The organism is Brucella anthropi ATCC 49188, from assembly GCF_000017405.1.
In the GTDB taxonomy this organism is placed as follows: domain Bacteria; phylum Pseudomonadota; class Alphaproteobacteria; order Rhizobiales; family Rhizobiaceae; genus Brucella; species Brucella anthropi.
In genome coordinates, this window is sequence record NC_009668.1 from 355,804 (window position 1) to 370,276 (window position 14,473).

The following is a 14,473-nucleotide window of genomic DNA, read 5'->3' on the forward strand; positions in this document are numbered from 1 at the left end:
TATGGTGAGTGAAGCGCCGCCTTTCTGGTGGGATAAACCTGATTGGCGCGCTTTGTCTTTGGCGCCTGCTGCCTGGCTCTACGGAGCCGTGGCGGGCCGTCGGCTTTTGAAAGCGGAACCACCAAAAATTTCTCTGCCGGTTCTTTGCGTGGGCAATTTTACCGTAGGTGGGGCCGGAAAAACACCGACTGCAATTGCTTTTTCTGCTGGCGCAAAAGCACGAGGTCTAAACCCCGGCATCGTCTCACGCGGCTATGGCGGCGCTTACAAGGGACTACACGTTGTTGATCCCGCGCATGACAGTGCGCGTTACGTCGGGGATGAGCCACTCCTGCTGGCACGTCATGCTTCGGTGGCTCTCTGTCCTGATAGGCTAAAGGCGGCTCGACATTTACAGGCGCTCGGTTGCGATTTCATCATCATGGATGACGGTTTCCAGAGCGCACGACTTTTTGCCGATTTTTCGTTGCTGGTTGTGGATGCTGCCCGTGGTATTGGCAATGGAAAGGTCATACCGGCAGGCCCCCTGCGGGCTCCACTGACTGATCAAATGCGTAAGACCGACGCTTTGCTGCGTATCGGCAAAGGTGATGGTGCTGATTTCGTTATCCGTCAGACAGCACGAGCAGGTAGACCGATATATGAAGCCCGGCTTAAGCCGTCGTCTACCACACCAATAGCGGGCAATCGTTGGCTTGCATTTGCGGGCATAGGCAATCCTGAAAAATTCTATGCAAGTGTTGCTGAAGCAGGCGGTGAGATTGTGGAAACATGCTCATTCCCCGATCATCACAGCTTTGCATCAGACGATATTCGCAATCTGACAGACACAGCACGTCGTCAGGGATTGGGATTGATCACTACGGCGAAGGATCAGGTGCGTCTGGCAACGATGATTGGAGTTCCTGCCGGTTTTCTGACGAAACTCGCTGTCCTTAACGTTGATCTCAAATTTGATCGCAACGATGCGCTTGACCACATTCTGGATACGGTCATCGAGCGCTTCAAAAGCCGTGTTACAAGCTGATTTTAAGCCTTCTTTCGGCTACGCATTTCAGGATTGACTTCCAACTCACGTTCAAAAGAAATCAGGCCTGTTGCGTAGGGTTCCTGCCGCGAAACACTCCAATATTTGAGTTCATCGAGCGGGATATGGGCGCCTGTCACCGCACACGCGACATAGGCTCCATGCCTGACGATTTCATAATCACCGTCGAGATAGCGCAGAACAGCTTCGGAAGAACGGGGGGATTCAAATTTATTCATGTGTGTAAAACCTTTGTAGCCGACTCTAGCAAGCGTCGTGCGTTGCGTCCAGCAGTACAACATCATACGTCGTTGTAATTCTATCAGCGCCTGCCAAATAGCCGTTCGATATCTGTCAGTTTCAGTTCGATGTAGGTTGGGCGACCGTGATTGCAGGTGCCTGAGCCGGGGGTGGCTTCCATTTCACGCAGGAGCGCATTCATTTCTTCAGGCTTCAACCGTCGCCCCGAGCGAACGGAACCATGACAGGCCATTGTTGCGGCCACATGGTTCAACATGGCCTTCAATCCTTCAGATGTGTCGTGTTCCGCAATCTCATCCGAAAGATCGCGGATCAGCTGCTGCACGTTCATTTCTCCGAGCATTGCGGGCGTTTCACGCACCGCGATAGCACCTGGCCCGAATTGCTCGATGCCAAGGCCAAAGCGGGCAAGTGTTTCCGCGTGGGTTGCCAGTCGCTCGGCGTCTTCTTCCGGCAGATCCACGATTTCAGGAATAAGCAGCATTTGTCCCGATATGGGACGAGAATGCAGGGCGTTTTTCAACGCCTCATAAACGAGACGTTCGTGAGCCGCATGCTGATCTACAATGACGAGACTGTCTTCGGTCTGGGAGACAATATAGTTCGCGTGGATTTGCGCGCGGGCCGCCCCGAGTGGCTTCTGCTGGAGTTCCACCGGTGCTTCGTCACGCGTCGCTCGGGCATCTGCCGCCAGCACGTTAACGGTGGCGAGCGTCGCCTGGTCACTTTCCTGAAAGGAGGGTGCCGCTCCCAAGTCCAGCGGCCGATGCGCCGGATGTGCGGTCTGCGGTGACCATTCGGTTCTCGGCGAGGAAACTGCGGGGTGCCAGCTCCCCGATGCATAACCAGCCGAAGAAGGCCGCGATGTGAATGATGGTGAGGGCGGCTGGAATCCTTCTGCACGGAACGCTTGCAGCATGGCATCGGCACCGCTGGTCGCAGGCCGAATACCTGATTGCGCCAGTGCTTGTTTGATCGCCCCGACGATTAGCCCGCGCACAAGACCTGGATCACGGAAACGCACGTCAGCCTTGGCAGGATGCACATTAACGTCGACAAATGCCGGATCCAGCGTCAGAAACAATACGGCAACCGGATGACGATCACGTGCCATGACATCCGCATAGGCTCCACGCAATGCGCCGAAAAGCTGTTTGTCCCGCACCGGGCGCCCATTCACATAGGCGAACTGATGCAGGGCGTTGCCACGATTATGGGAGGGGATGCCGACAAATCCGGCCAGACGTACGCCGTCGCGTTCCGCGTCAATGGCAAGCGCATTTTCGCCGAATTCTTTTCCGAGCACCTGATTGATGCGCTCAAGCGTTGCTTCTGCGCCGCTGCCGGTTGCGGCCAGTTCCAGTGGTGTCCTGTCGGTGCCTGCAAGCGAAAAGCGGACATGGGGAAAGGCAATTGCGATGCGCTTGACGACATCGGTTATGGCGGAAGCTTCCGCACGATCCGTTTTCATGAATTTGAGACGGGCAGGCGTCGCGAAAAAAAGATCGCGGACCTCGGCAATTGTCCCGCGATTGAGCGCGGAAGGACGGGGACCGTCGAGATGTCCGCCGGAAACCGATACTTCAAAGCCGGAGTCAGCGTCCTGCGGACGAGATTTGAGGGTCAGTTTTGCGACCGAGCCAATAGATGGCAGAGCTTCCCCACGAAACCCAAGTGCACGAATGTCGTGCACATCGTCCGAAAGCTTGGAGGTACAGTGGCGGGAAACTGCCAATGGAAGCTCATCGACCGGAATCCCCGAACCATTATCCGTCACGCGCAACAATGTCTTGCCACCGCCACCGGTCACGACCTCAATGCGGGTCGCGCCAGCGTCGATAGCATTTTCGACAAGTTCCTTGATAACGCTGGCGGGGCGTTCGATGACTTCCCCCGCTGCGATCTGATTGATGATGGTTTCGCTTAAGTGTCGAATTGGCATGATGGAACTATAGAAGGATTCGCTTCTGTAAAGAACACGCTTCTACAGTCCATCCAGACTGCCTTTTGTGCGTCTGAGGGGCCGCCGAAGTGCACAGTATTGTTAACAGGTAACCACCTTACTGCGGGGCATAATCCTTATATGCTGGCAAATTCAAATCCTTAAGGCTGTCTGCATTGACAACCGCACGTGCCACGGCTTCTGCCATAACAGTCGCTGCAATCGCTCCAATCGCAGTTACATCGGCTTCCACGCTTTTTGCCTTGCCTGTGGAAAGTGCGAAGATCGTGTCACCGTCCCACATAGTGTGGATTGGATTGATAGTGCGCGCAAAACCGTCATGCGCCATGCCCGCAATCTTTTTCAGTTGAGCCTTGTCGAACGGGACGTTGGTCGCTATTGCGCCAATCGTGGTGTTGGCGCCGCCGGACTTGACCACGCCATGGCCCTGCATGATGGCGGACATCGTATCACGGAAGCCCTTGCCGTCCTCGGTCCGCGCACCAGCCAGAATCTGGCGCGAGTTCGGTGCATAGACGTCACCAACAGCATTGACGGCAACAATTGCGCCGACAACGATTTCGGTGCCAGGCACCTTGTAACTGGCTGTGCCGAGCCCGCCCTTCATGGCGTAGTCCATGCCGAACATTTTGCCGACGGTAGCGCCTGCACCAGCACCGATGTTGCCTTCTCCAGAAGCTTCAGCCTTGGCGGCCTGGCATGCCAGATAACCGGCTTCCTCATCGGGACGCACAGAAAAATCTCCGACACCGAGATCCATCAGGATTGCTGCTGGTACAATCGGAACGACGCCTTTGCCGATCTTGAAGCCGAGATTGTTCTCTTCAAGATAACGCATAACGCCAGTCGCAGCCGCCAGACCATAGGCACTGCCGCCGGAAAGCAGAATAGCTTGAACCTGCTGCACATAATTGATCGGATCGAGCAGATCGGTTTCACGCGTACCGGGCGCCGAACCGCGTACATCAACACCCGCGGAAGCGCCTTCTTCGCAGAGAAGAACAGTGCAGCCGGTCGGGCGTTTTGTCAGTGTGTGGTGTCCCAGCTTGATTCCGGGTACATCCGTGATGCTTCCACCCATAAGCTCCAGCATGCCTGCTCCTCCCTCAGTAGCTGCCGATGCCGCATTGACGACAAAGGGCATTGCCCCAAGTCCCGCAAGCGACTTGGCGAATGTTCTGCGATCCATGAACAGTTTTCTCCTCCATTTTCGCTCTATTGAGAGAACGTATTCTTTTCGCGCGCCCGGCGCTGGCGCAGTACGTCTGCCACGTAGTCACGTGACAAAGCATGGTAGAGCGGCTCGTGAGAGATCAGCCGTGCAGTGCCGTAGCCCAGCATCGATGCGCACATGAGTGGAATGACGTTGTTATGATTGCCGGTCATTTCCAGAATGATGACGAATGCAGTCATCGGCGCTTGCACGACGCCAGCAAAATAGCCTGCCATACCGAGAACAGCAGCAAGACTCGCACTGGTTCCAAGAACCAGGCCGATTGTGCTGCCTAGTCCCGCACCGACCGACAAAGAAGGTGCAAAGATTCCGCCCGGTATCCCCGAAATCATGGAAAGGAGACCAGCAAGGAACTTCCCTATGAAATAAAGAGGTGGAAGAGCCAACCCTTCCACGGCGCTCCGTGCCTGATCGTAGCCTGCTCCAAAGGTCGATCCGCCGGACGCAATGCCAATGATAGCGACCAGAAGACCGCAAATTCCCGCGAAAAATACTGCGTTGCGAAGAGGGGCCTTTTGTATGCGGCGTCGCACACGACGTCCTAGTTCGAGTGCGAGCGCACTGAAGGCAGCCCCGAATGCTCCACCAATTACACCGCACGCAATCACCAGAACCCAGTCTTTACCGCTGGAAGCAGTAACGGTGGTCAGCCCGAAATAATTATAGTTTCCAACGAGGCCCAGCGAAGCAAGACCGGCGAGAATAACAGCAGATAATACGAGACCGTTGGTTCGTGCGGCGTAGGCGCGCCCCATCTCCTCAATAGCGAAGACAACACCTGCAAGGGGGGTATTGAACGCAGCCGCTATACCTGCGGCAGAGCCTGCAAGGATGAGACCACGCGCTTGTTCCATGCCGCCGAAACGCGCTGATTGCATCATGATGGACGCACCGATCTGCACGGTTGGACCCTCACGACCGATAGATGCACCACTGAAAAGCCCGGCCAGAGTAAGAATGATCTTACCGATCGCGGTTTTGAGTGAAAGCAGCAGAGTTCGATCTTCATGATCGTGCAAATGGCGTGCGGCAATTGCTTGCGGAATGCCACTGCCTCCAGAATTTGGAAACCAGGATAAGGCTATCCAGGAACAGGCCATAAACCCCACCGGCGTGATAAGCAGGGGAAGCCATGCACGCCAGCCGCTTCCACTTGTGAGGCTCTTGAACCAATCTTGTGCAATGTCCGCAGCTTCGGCAAAGCCTACACTGATAAGACCGATGGCCAGTGCGCCGCACCAGAAGACCAGTCGCGGTTTCCAGACATGTGGTGAGATCCACATGGCTTTTGACCGGCGGATGAGTGGAACGCGTCTATAGGATTTTCTCACTTTGCCCCTGCAAGCCTGCTGCTGCCCGATTTCGATGTGTGCAGAGATTTATCACGTAAATCCTTATCGGTAACTGAAACTTGTCAGCAAAAGGCTTTCCATTTGGTCATAACCGTGTTACCAGCCGGTGCCAATTCAACCTAGCAAACCAGATGTGTCGCTGCTCCCGGACCTATTCCGGAGAGGCGGCTTTTCTCATTCGATAAAATAGGCAAAGGAATTGGCAATGGCTAAAATCGTGGAATCGCCCACTGGCGCTCTCGCTCTCACATTTGATGATGTGCTGTTGCAGCCGGGCCATTCCGAAGTAATGCCGGGGCAGGTTGATCTGCGTACGCGCATCGCCAAGGATATCGAGCTTAACCTTCCTCTTCTTTCTGCTGCCATGGATACGGTGACGGAATCCCGTCTGGCTATCGCGATGGCGCAGGCCGGTGGTATTGGCGTCATTCACCGTAATCTGACGCCGGAACGTCAGGCGGAAGAAGTCCGTCAGGTAAAGAAATTTGAATCCGGCATGGTTGTAAATCCGGTTACCATCGGGCCGAATGCCACACTTGCCGACGCTCAGGCATTGATGAAGGCACATGGAATTTCCGGTATTCCAGTCGTTGAAAATGCTACCAAGGGGCCGGGCCGTCTTGTCGGTATCCTGACCAATCGCGATGTCCGTTTTGCGTCCGATCCGAAGCAGAAAATCCACGAGCTGATGACCCGTGAGAACCTCATTACGGTTCGCGAGAATGTCAATCAGGACGAAGCAAAGCGTCTGTTGCACGCGCATCGTATTGAAAAGCTTCTCGTTGTCGACGATCAGGGCCGTTGTGTCGGTCTCGTTACCGTCAAGGACATTGAAAAATCGCAGCTCAATCCGAACGCCGCCAAGGACGCTCAGGGACGTCTGCGCGCTGCTGCAGCAACGAGCGTTGGTGAAGACGGTTACGAGCGCGCCGAACGTTTGATCGAAGCCGGTGTCGATCTTCTGGTGGTGGATACGGCGCATGGCCATTCGCAGCGCGTTCTTGATGCAGTGGCCCGTATCAAGAAAGCCTATCCGAATATAGCAATTCTTGCAGGTAATGTGGCAACGACCGCTGGTGCACAGGCACTGATTGATGCCGGTGCGGATGCGGTCAAGGTTGGTATCGGGCCGGGCTCGATCTGCACCACGCGTATTGTTGCCGGTGTCGGTGTTCCACAGCTTTCGGCCATTATGTCAGCCGTTGAAGCAGCGCAGAAGCAGAATATCCCGGTAATCGCTGATGGCGGCATCAAGTTTTCGGGCGATTTCGCCAAGGCGTTGGCCGCTGGAGCGGTCGCGGCAATGGCTGGTTCGCTGTTGGCCGGTACGGAAGAAAGCCCCGGCGAAGTCTATTTGCATCAGGGCCGCTCGTTTAAAGCCTATCGCGGTATGGGGTCGGTCGGCGCCATGGCGCGCGGTTCGGCAGACCGCTATTTCCAAGCGGAAGTGCGCGATGAGCTGAAGCTCGTACCGGAAGGCATCGAAGGACAGGTGGCTTACAAGGGGCCGATTTCCGCGGTCCTGCACCAACTTGCAGGCGGTTTGCGTGCTTCCATGGGCTATGTAGGCGCGAAGACGCTGGAGGAATTCCGCGAGAAGGCGACTTTTGTGCGCATTTCCAACGCCGGGTTGCGGGAAAGCCATTCGCATGGCGTTGCAATCACCCGCGAGAGCCCGAACTATCCCGGCGGCATGTAAGGTCAGTTCCCTGTGTACTTATAAAAGGCGGCTTCAAGCCGCCTTTTCATTTTGCGAGAGTTTCTAGTTCCTTTGGATCGATGAGAAGCCCGTTGGCGCTTTCCACGATACAATCACCAAGCGCCTGAAAGTCTTTTCGGCGCATACTCTGTCGCCGCCAGAACAAGGCGATTTCCCGCTTTGGTTGCTCGCCGTCAAAGGGCACGATACGCATATGATTACTGCGTGCTTCTGCGCGCACCGCGATTTCGGGAATGAGAGTAAGGCCCATTCCATGACTCACCATTTGTAGAAGCGTGGTCATGCTGGTGGCACCATATTTTACAAGCTGGCGCTGAGAAGGCAGCGAACAGACGGCCAATGCCTGATCCCGCATGCAATGCCCCTCTTCCAACAGGAGTAAACGGTCGAGAGCGACGTTGTCCTGTGTCATAGGCGAAGCGAGAACCGTTTGATCATTGGTTGAGGTCGCAATCAGGAAGCGGTCGTCGAACAGCTTTCTTTGGGCAAGCCGCTCATCATCAATGGGAAGGGCAGCGACAATTGCATCGATTTCGCCCGCGTGCAGTTCATCAAGAAGTTTCGCGGTTACGCTTTCTCGCAATTGGAGGCGGAATGACGGATGACGTTCGCGCAAAAGAGGGATAAGAACCGGGACCAAATACGGAGCAACAGTTGGAATGATACCCAACCGCAGCCGTGTTTGTAACAATCCCCGGCTTTGCGCGGCAATTTCCTCAAGTGTGTGGAGTTCGCGCAAGATGGTCTGGATACCCGGATAAAGCTGCTTGCCGAGCTCCGTCATTATCACCTGTCGCTGTGAGCGCTCGAAAAGGGGCGCGCCTGCAAGAGCTTCCATTTCCGCGATCTGGGCCGAAAGGGCCGGCTGGGACACGTGTGCCAGTTGCGCGGCTTTGCGGAAATGCAGCGTGGCGGCAAGCGCTTCGAAATAGCGCATTTGACGTACTGTAAACATGATAAGAAAAACTTATCGAAAATAATCGGAAAAGCAATTGGAGATTATGATTGGAATAGGTCTAATCTGAGCCAGTTACCTAGCCACGGCACGACACGGACGAACTGTGTCGTGCTTATAGCAAGGCTAGTTGTATTCCAATATTGGCTTTTCAGGAGGGAATTCCCATGACAGATCGCCCAATTATGACGACGAGTGCAGGCGCTCCGATACCGGACAACCAGAATTCCCTGAGCGCAGGTGAGCGCGGCCCGCTTTTGATGCAGGACTATCAGCTCATTGAAAAACTAAGCCATCAAAACCGCGAACGTATCCCGGAACGTGCCGTTCATGCCAAGGGCTGGGGCGCTTATGGTACGCTGACCATCACCGGCGATATTTCGAAATACACCAAGGCCAAGGCACTGCAGCCGGGTGCCCAGACGCCGATGCTGGCGCGTTTCTCGACCGTTGCCGGCGAGCAGGGTGCTGCTGATGCCGAGCGCGACGTGCGCGGCTTTGCTCTCAAGTTCTATACGGAGGAAGGTAACTGGGATCTGGTCGGCAACAACACCCCTGTGTTCTTTGTACGCGACCCGGTCAAGTTCCCGGATTTCATCCACACCCAGAAGCGTCATCCCAAGACGAACCTGCGTTCGGCGACCGCCATGTGGGACTTCTGGTCGCTCTCGCCTGAAAGCCTGCATCAGGTGACGATCCTGATGTCTGATCGTGGTTTGCCGACCGATGTGCGTCATATCAACGGTTATGGTTCTCACACCTATTCGTTCTGGAACGATGCCGGTGAACGCTATTGGGTCAAGTTCCATTTCAAGACCATGCAGGGCCACAAGCACTGGACCAATGCTGAAGCCGAAGGTGTGATTGGTCGCACGCGAGAATCCACGCAGGAAGACTTGTTCACTTCCATCGACAAGGGCAATTTCCCGAAGTGGAAGGTTCAGGTGCAGATTATGCCGGAACTCGACGCCGACAAGACACCGTACAATCCGTTTGATCTTACCAAAGTCTGGCCGCATGCGGACTATCCGCCGATCGATATCGGTATCATGGAGCTGAACCGTAATCCGGAAAACTACTTCACCGAAATAGAAAATGCGGCTTTCTCGCCGTCGAATATCGTGCCGGGTATCAGCTATTCACCCGACAAGATGTTGCAGGCGCGTATTTTCTCCTATGCGGATGCGCATCGTCATCGCCTTGGCACGCATTACGAAAGCATTCCGGTCAATCAGCCGAAGTGCCCGGTTCATCACTATCACCGTGATGGTCAGATGAATGTCTATGGCGGTATCAAGACCGGCAATCCGGACGCCTATTACGAGCCGAATTCGTTTAACGGCCCGGTTGAACAGCCGTCGGCCAAGGAGCCGCCGTTGCGCATTTCCGGCGATGCCGCCCGTTATGACCATCGTGTGGGAAATGACGATTACTCGCAGCCGCGGGCCTTGTTCAATCTGTTCGATGACGGACAGAAACAGCGTCTGTTCTCCAATATTGCGGCGGCAATGGGTGGAGTTCCGGGCTTCATCGTTGAGCGTCAGCTCGGCCACTTCAAGCTGATCCATCCCGACTATGAGGCTGGTGTGCGCAAAGCCTTGAAGGATGCACATGGTTATGAAGCCAACACGATTGCTACAAATGAAGAGGCAACGGCAGCCGAATAAACCGTGTTTATAAGACATAAAGAAAGCCGGAGGTCGTTGCTCCGGCTTTTTTTGTTTTGATTTGCCGATTGCCTTTTCCCTGTAAGGAAGGCTATGCCCGAGCAGGCATTTGAGAAGGAGACACAATGCGGCTTGGCGGACGCCTGCAGGCGGCTATCGAGGTATTGGATCAGATTGAAGCGGGCACACGCCCGGCTTCTGATGTGTTGAAGGATTGGGGCGCTTCCCATCGTTTCGCAGGCGCGGGCGATCGCGCTGTGATCGGCAACATTGTCTATGATGCACTGCGCCGCAAATTATCCATCGCATGGCGAATGGATGCCGATGACGCACGCGCTCTGGCTTTTGGCGCATTATTGGCCGACGGCGGCATGGATATTGCGGCCATCGACGCTGCTCTCGATGGAGACAAGTTTGCGCCGGAAGTGCTGGAGCAGCCGCGTCGTATTGCTTGGGAAAGCAGGGATGTCACCGAAGCGCCTGCCCATGTTCAGGCGGATGTGCCCGAATGGTGTGCATCGTCGCTTGAGGAACTTTTCGGCGCGCGCTGGGTGGATGAAGGCAGGGCGCTGGCAACGCGACCGCCAGTCGATCTTCGTGTGAACAGTTTGAAGGCGACGCCGGAAAAAACGCTCACAGCACTTGAAAAGGCTGGTGCTGCACCCGCGCCGTTCCTTGCGCAGGCGCTACGCATCCCGCCGATTGAAGCACTTGGGCGCCATCCGAATGTGCAGGGCGAGCAGGCCTTTCTCGACGGCTGGTTCGAGGTCCAGGATTTGGGGTCACAGCTTGCTGCGCTCTTTGCCGGTGCCAAACCCGGCCAGCAGGTACTGGACTATTGCGCTGGAGCTGGTGGAAAGACATTGGCTTTGGCCGCTGCGATGCAAAATAGCGGCCAAATTCACGCCTATGATGCTGAACGCTCCCGATTATCGCCGATGCATGAGCGACTGCAGCGTGCTGGAGTGCGTAACACGCAGGTCCATGGAAATCTCGATGCACTGGACCCACTGACAGGGCAGATGGATCTCGTGCTGACCGATGCACCGTGCACTGGTTCCGGCACATGGCGCCGCCGCCCGGATGCGAAATGGCGGTTGAACGACCAGCAGCTTGAGCGGCGCGTTCAGGACCAGAAGGAAGTGCTGGAATCTGCCAAGCATTATGTGAAACCGGGCGGACTTCTGGCCTACATTACCTGTTCATTGTTCGCAGAAGAAAACACGAGACAGGTTGCACAGTTTCTCACAGGGAATGCTGATTTTACGGAAGTTGCGCCAAAGGCTTTGTGGGATACAATTGTAGCGGACGCTGGTGATGTGAAGCCAGTATTCTCGTCGCACGGCGCGGTATTCTCGCCATTGTCCACTGGCACTGACGGGTTTTATGTGAGCCTTCTGCAGAGATCAAACTAAAGCATTTCCAGCAAAAGTGCGAAGCGGTTTTCCGTTGGATAATGCGTGATAATAGATGGAAAGAAGGGGGGACGATGTCAGCACATCGTGTAGCAGAACCGGATTTCAAAGAGCGCGTCGAGGAAAGTTTTGGTCGACAAGCAGCCATGAAACTGATAGGCGCTGAACTGACACGGTGTGAGCCCGGTATCGTTGAAGTTGAGATGCCGTTTCGTGAGGAGCTGACGCAACAGCATGGCATTCTCCATGCGGGTATGATTTCTGCCGCTCTCGATTCTGCTTGTGGCTATGCGGCACTGACACTGATGCCCTCCGACGCAGCTGTACTGACCATCGAGTTCAAAGTGAATCTGCTTGCTCCGGGCAAAGGGGAACGTTTCCTCTTTCGTGGAGAGGTCACCAAACCCGGGCGGACGATCATGGTTAGTGATGGACAGGCATTCGCCGTAACTGACACGGAAGTGCGCCTGATCGCAACCATGACCGGAACAATGATGGTCGTGCAGGACAGAAAAGGCCTGCAGGGATGATTAAAACTGTCGCCGGAAAGCGTCTCCTCTACGTCATGGCAGTGGATGCCGAATATGGGCGTCATTTGGCGAAGCTCTTTACGCCGGTCATGATCGGGGTAGGGCCAGTCGAGGCGGCTGCCAATCTTGCATATACTCTTGCAGGTCTGGCGCAGGCGGGAGAAAAGCCCGACCTCGTGGTCTCGCTTGGCTCAGCAGGCTCAGCCAGATTACCGCAAGCTGAAGTGTTTCAGGTATCTTCCGTATCCTATCGCGATATGGATGCTTCACCTCTCGGGTTTGAAAAAGGCGCAACGCCTTTTCTCGATCTTCCCAAAGTGATCGAGCTCCCGGTTTCTGTACCAGAAATCCCTGTCGCTTCGCTCTCAACAGGTGCCAATATCGTTTCCGGCAAAGCCTATACGACGATTGATGCGGATATGGTCGATATGGAAACCTATGCCTGTCTGCGCGCATGCCAGCTCGCAGGAATTCCGCTTTTTGGGCTTCGCGGTATCTCCGATGGTGCAAGCGAGTTGCAGCATGTCGGGGACTGGACGCAGTATCTGCACGTTATCGATGAAAAACTGGCCCATGCTGTCGAGCGATTGGAGGCTGCAATCGCGGATGGTCTCCTGTGGGATCCTGACAATGGTATGTCAGTATAGGTGGATTTTTGCCAACGCACTTGTTGAGCATGATGTCTATAACCCATATAGGCATTGCATCCCGGTCACTTTTTAAATAGATGCTGCACATGAGCACCACGGCACATCCCGACACAATCCTAATCATCGACTTTGGCAGCCAGGTTACGCAGCTGATTGCGCGTCGCGTGCGCGAAGCCAACGTCTATTGTGAAATCGTCCCTTTCCAGTCTGCGGAAGAGGCTTTCAAGCGGCTGAAGCCGAAAGGTGTTATCCTTTCAGGCAGCCCCCATTCGACGACTGATATTGGGGCGCCGCGAGCGCCGCAGGCCGTTTTCGAGGAAGGCATTCCCGTTCTCGGCATCTGCTACGGCGAACAAACGATGTGCGCCCAATTGGGTGGTAAGGTCGAAAGTGGCCATGATCGCGAATTCGGTCGTGCTTTCCTGGATGTGCAGGAAGATAGCCCACTCTTCGAAGGCATCTGGGCCAAGGGCACCCGTCATCAGGTCTGGATGAGCCATGGTGACCGTGTTACGTCGCTGCCCGATGGTTTTACCATTATAGGCACTTCGCCAAACGCACCTTTTGCGGCTATCGCTGACGAGAAGCGCAAATATTACGGCGTGCAGTTCCACCCGGAAGTCGTGCATACACCGGACGGTGCAAAACTTCTTCAGAACTTCGTTCATCGTATCGTCGGTGTGAAGCCGGGCTGGACCATGGGCGCCTATCGCGAACAGGCAGTCGAGGCGATCCGGAAGCAGGTTGGTAGCGGCAAGGTGATCTGTGCGCTTTCCGGCGGTGTGGATTCTTCTGTTGCAGCACTCCTGGCGCATGAAGCCATCGGCGATCAGCTGACCTGTATTCTGGTTGATCACGGGCTGATGCGTAAAAACGAAGCTAACCAAGTCGTTGAAATGTTCCGCGAACATTACAACCTGCCGCTCATTCTCGTTGATGCTGCTGATCGTTTCATCGGTGAGCTGGAAGGCGAAACCGATCCTGAAAAGAAGCGCAAGACGATTGGCCGTCTCTTCATCGAAGTGTTCGAGGAAGAAGCAAAGAAGCTCGGCGGTGCGGATTTCCTCGTGCAGGGCACGCTCTATCCGGACGTTATCGAAAGCGTTTCGTTTACCGGCGGTCCTTCTGTCACGATCAAGTCGCACCACAATGTAGGTGGTCTGCCGGAGCGCATGAAGATGCAGCTCGTCGAACCACTGCGGGAACTGTTCAAGGACGAGGTACGCTTGCTCGGCAAGGAACTCGGCCTGCCGGATAGCTTCATCGGCCGCCATCCGTTCCCGGGACCGGGTCTCGCTATCCGCTGCCCGGGCGGTATTACGCGCGAGAAACTCGAGATTCTGCGCGAAGCCGACGCGATCTATCTGGATGAAATCCGCAAGGCTGGTCTCTATGATGCCATCTGGCAGGCTTTCGCCGTTCTGTTGCCGGTTCAGACCGTGGGCGTGATGGGCGATGGCCGTACCTACGAATTCGTCTGCGCACTGCGCGCCGTGACGTCTGTGGACGGCATGACCGCCGATTTTTACCATTATGACATGAACTTTCTTGGCAATGCGGCAACTCGCATCATCAACGAGGTACGCGGCATCAATCGTGTTGTTTATGACGTGACCTCAAAGCCGCCCGGCACGATCGAGTGGGAATGATTTGGGTTCGCCTATCACACCAAATGTGATTTAAATCGCCGAAAACCCTT

General features: G+C 55.3%; 12 protein-coding genes. 7 read left to right on the forward strand and 5 right to left on the reverse strand.

What is annotated here, in order from left to right; all coding sequences use genetic code 11:
• Position 1 precedes the first annotated feature (1 nt).
• Positions 2 to 1,027: a tetraacyldisaccharide 4'-kinase gene (gene lpxK / locus OANT_RS15770; protein WP_011982763.1), complete on the forward strand. Its 1,026-nt coding sequence runs from the start codon at positions 2 to 4 to the stop codon at positions 1,025 to 1,027.
• Between the two features lie 2 nt (positions 1,028 to 1,029).
• On the opposite strand, the gene OANT_RS15775 is transcribed toward lpxK, so the two are convergent.
• From OANT_RS15775 to OANT_RS15790, 4 genes are all read right to left on the reverse strand, one after another.
• The gene (locus tag OANT_RS15775; RefSeq protein ID WP_010661012.1) at positions 1,030 to 1,266 is read right to left on the reverse strand and encodes a DUF2093 domain-containing protein; all 237 of its coding nucleotides are present in this window, start codon (positions 1,264 to 1,266) and stop codon (positions 1,030 to 1,032) included.
• Positions 1,267 to 1,349: 83 nt separating this feature from the next.
• Entirely contained in the window at positions 1,350 to 3,230 is a 1,881-nt protein-coding gene (gene mutL, locus OANT_RS15780) for a DNA mismatch repair endonuclease MutL (protein WP_011982765.1), read from the reverse strand.
• A gap of 118 nt (positions 3,231 to 3,348) precedes the next feature.
• Entirely contained in the window at positions 3,349 to 4,440 is a 1,092-nt protein-coding gene (locus OANT_RS15785; protein ID WP_011982766.1) for a P1 family peptidase, read from the reverse strand.
• 26 nt (positions 4,441 to 4,466) lie between these two features.
• Complete coding sequence (locus tag OANT_RS15790) at positions 4,467 to 5,816, reverse strand: chloride channel protein (RefSeq protein ID WP_011982767.1); 1,350 nt, start codon at positions 5,814 to 5,816, stop codon at positions 4,467 to 4,469.
• A 226-nt stretch (positions 5,817 to 6,042) separates the two neighbouring features.
• Here OANT_RS15790 and guaB point away from each other — a divergent pair, with 226 nt between their 5' ends.
• Complete coding sequence (guaB, locus tag OANT_RS15795; protein ID WP_011982768.1) at positions 6,043 to 7,536, forward strand: IMP dehydrogenase; 1,494 nt, start codon at positions 6,043 to 6,045, stop codon at positions 7,534 to 7,536.
• Positions 7,537 to 7,582: 46 nt separating this feature from the next.
• Here the strand turns inward: guaB and OANT_RS15800 are convergent, their stop codons facing one another.
• Positions 7,583 to 8,512, reverse strand: a complete 930-nt coding sequence (locus tag OANT_RS15800) for a hydrogen peroxide-inducible genes activator (RefSeq protein ID WP_011982769.1) — start codon at positions 8,510 to 8,512, stop codon at positions 7,583 to 7,585.
• Positions 8,513 to 8,679: 167 nt separating this feature from the next.
• Here OANT_RS15800 and katA point away from each other — a divergent pair, with 167 nt between their 5' ends.
• The 5 genes from katA (at position 8,680) to guaA (ending at position 14,423) form a co-directional block, all read left to right on the forward strand.
• Positions 8,680 to 10,179: a catalase KatA gene (gene katA / locus OANT_RS15805; RefSeq protein WP_011982770.1), complete on the forward strand. Its 1,500-nt coding sequence runs from the start codon at positions 8,680 to 8,682 to the stop codon at positions 10,177 to 10,179.
• 125 nt (positions 10,180 to 10,304) lie between these two features.
• Positions 10,305 to 11,594 (forward strand): RsmB/NOP family class I SAM-dependent RNA methyltransferase, encoded by a 1,290-nt coding sequence (locus OANT_RS15810; protein WP_011982771.1) that lies wholly within the window; start codon positions 10,305 to 10,307, stop codon positions 11,592 to 11,594.
• Positions 11,595 to 11,668: 74 nt separating this feature from the next.
• Positions 11,669 to 12,124 carry a PaaI family thioesterase gene (locus OANT_RS15815; RefSeq protein ID WP_010661020.1) on the forward strand — a complete coding sequence of 152 codons (456 nt, stop codon included), beginning with the start codon at positions 11,669 to 11,671 and terminating at the stop codon, positions 12,122 to 12,124.
• Complete coding sequence (locus OANT_RS15820) at positions 12,121 to 12,771, forward strand: 5'-methylthioadenosine/S-adenosylhomocysteine nucleosidase (RefSeq protein ID WP_011982772.1); 651 nt, start codon at positions 12,121 to 12,123, stop codon at positions 12,769 to 12,771. The genes OANT_RS15815 and OANT_RS15820 overlap by 4 nt, the downstream gene beginning before the upstream one ends.
• A gap of 89 nt (positions 12,772 to 12,860) precedes the next feature.
• Positions 12,861 to 14,423: a glutamine-hydrolyzing GMP synthase gene (guaA, locus tag OANT_RS15825; RefSeq protein WP_040128756.1), complete on the forward strand. Its 1,563-nt coding sequence runs from the start codon at positions 12,861 to 12,863 to the stop codon at positions 14,421 to 14,423.
• The last annotated feature ends 50 nt before the right edge of the window (positions 14,424 to 14,473 follow it).

Excerpts from the sequence above, each read along its gene's own strand:
- OANT_RS15785 (WP_011982766.1), bottom strand. The coding sequence starts at position 4,440 with ATGGATCGCAGAACATTCGCCAAGTCGCTTGCGGGACTTGGGGCAATG.
- guaB (WP_011982768.1), top strand. The coding sequence starts at position 6,043 with ATGGCTAAAATCGTGGAATCGCCCACTGGCGCTCTCGCTCTCACATTT.
- OANT_RS15815 (WP_010661020.1), top strand. The coding sequence starts at position 11,669 with ATGTCAGCACATCGTGTAGCAGAACCGGATTTCAAAGAGCGCGTCGAG.
- OANT_RS15820 (WP_011982772.1), top strand. The coding sequence starts at position 12,121 with ATGATTAAAACTGTCGCCGGAAAGCGTCTCCTCTACGTCATGGCAGTG.
- OANT_RS15775 (WP_010661012.1), bottom strand. The coding sequence starts at position 1,266 with ATGAATAAATTTGAATCCCCCCGTTCTTCCGAAGCTGTTCTGCGCTAT.
- guaA (WP_040128756.1), top strand. The coding sequence starts at position 12,861 with ATGAGCACCACGGCACATCCCGACACAATCCTAATCATCGACTTTGGC.
- mutL (WP_011982765.1), bottom strand. The coding sequence starts at position 3,230 with ATGCCAATTCGACACTTAAGCGAAACCATCATCAATCAGATCGCAGCG.
- katA (WP_011982770.1), top strand. The coding sequence starts at position 8,680 with ATGACAGATCGCCCAATTATGACGACGAGTGCAGGCGCTCCGATACCG.
- lpxK (WP_011982763.1), top strand. The coding sequence starts at position 2 with ATGGTGAGTGAAGCGCCGCCTTTCTGGTGGGATAAACCTGATTGGCGC.
- OANT_RS15800 (WP_011982769.1), bottom strand. The coding sequence starts at position 8,512 with ATGTTTACAGTACGTCAAATGCGCTATTTCGAAGCGCTTGCCGCCACG.
- OANT_RS15810 (WP_011982771.1), top strand. The coding sequence starts at position 10,305 with ATGCGGCTTGGCGGACGCCTGCAGGCGGCTATCGAGGTATTGGATCAG.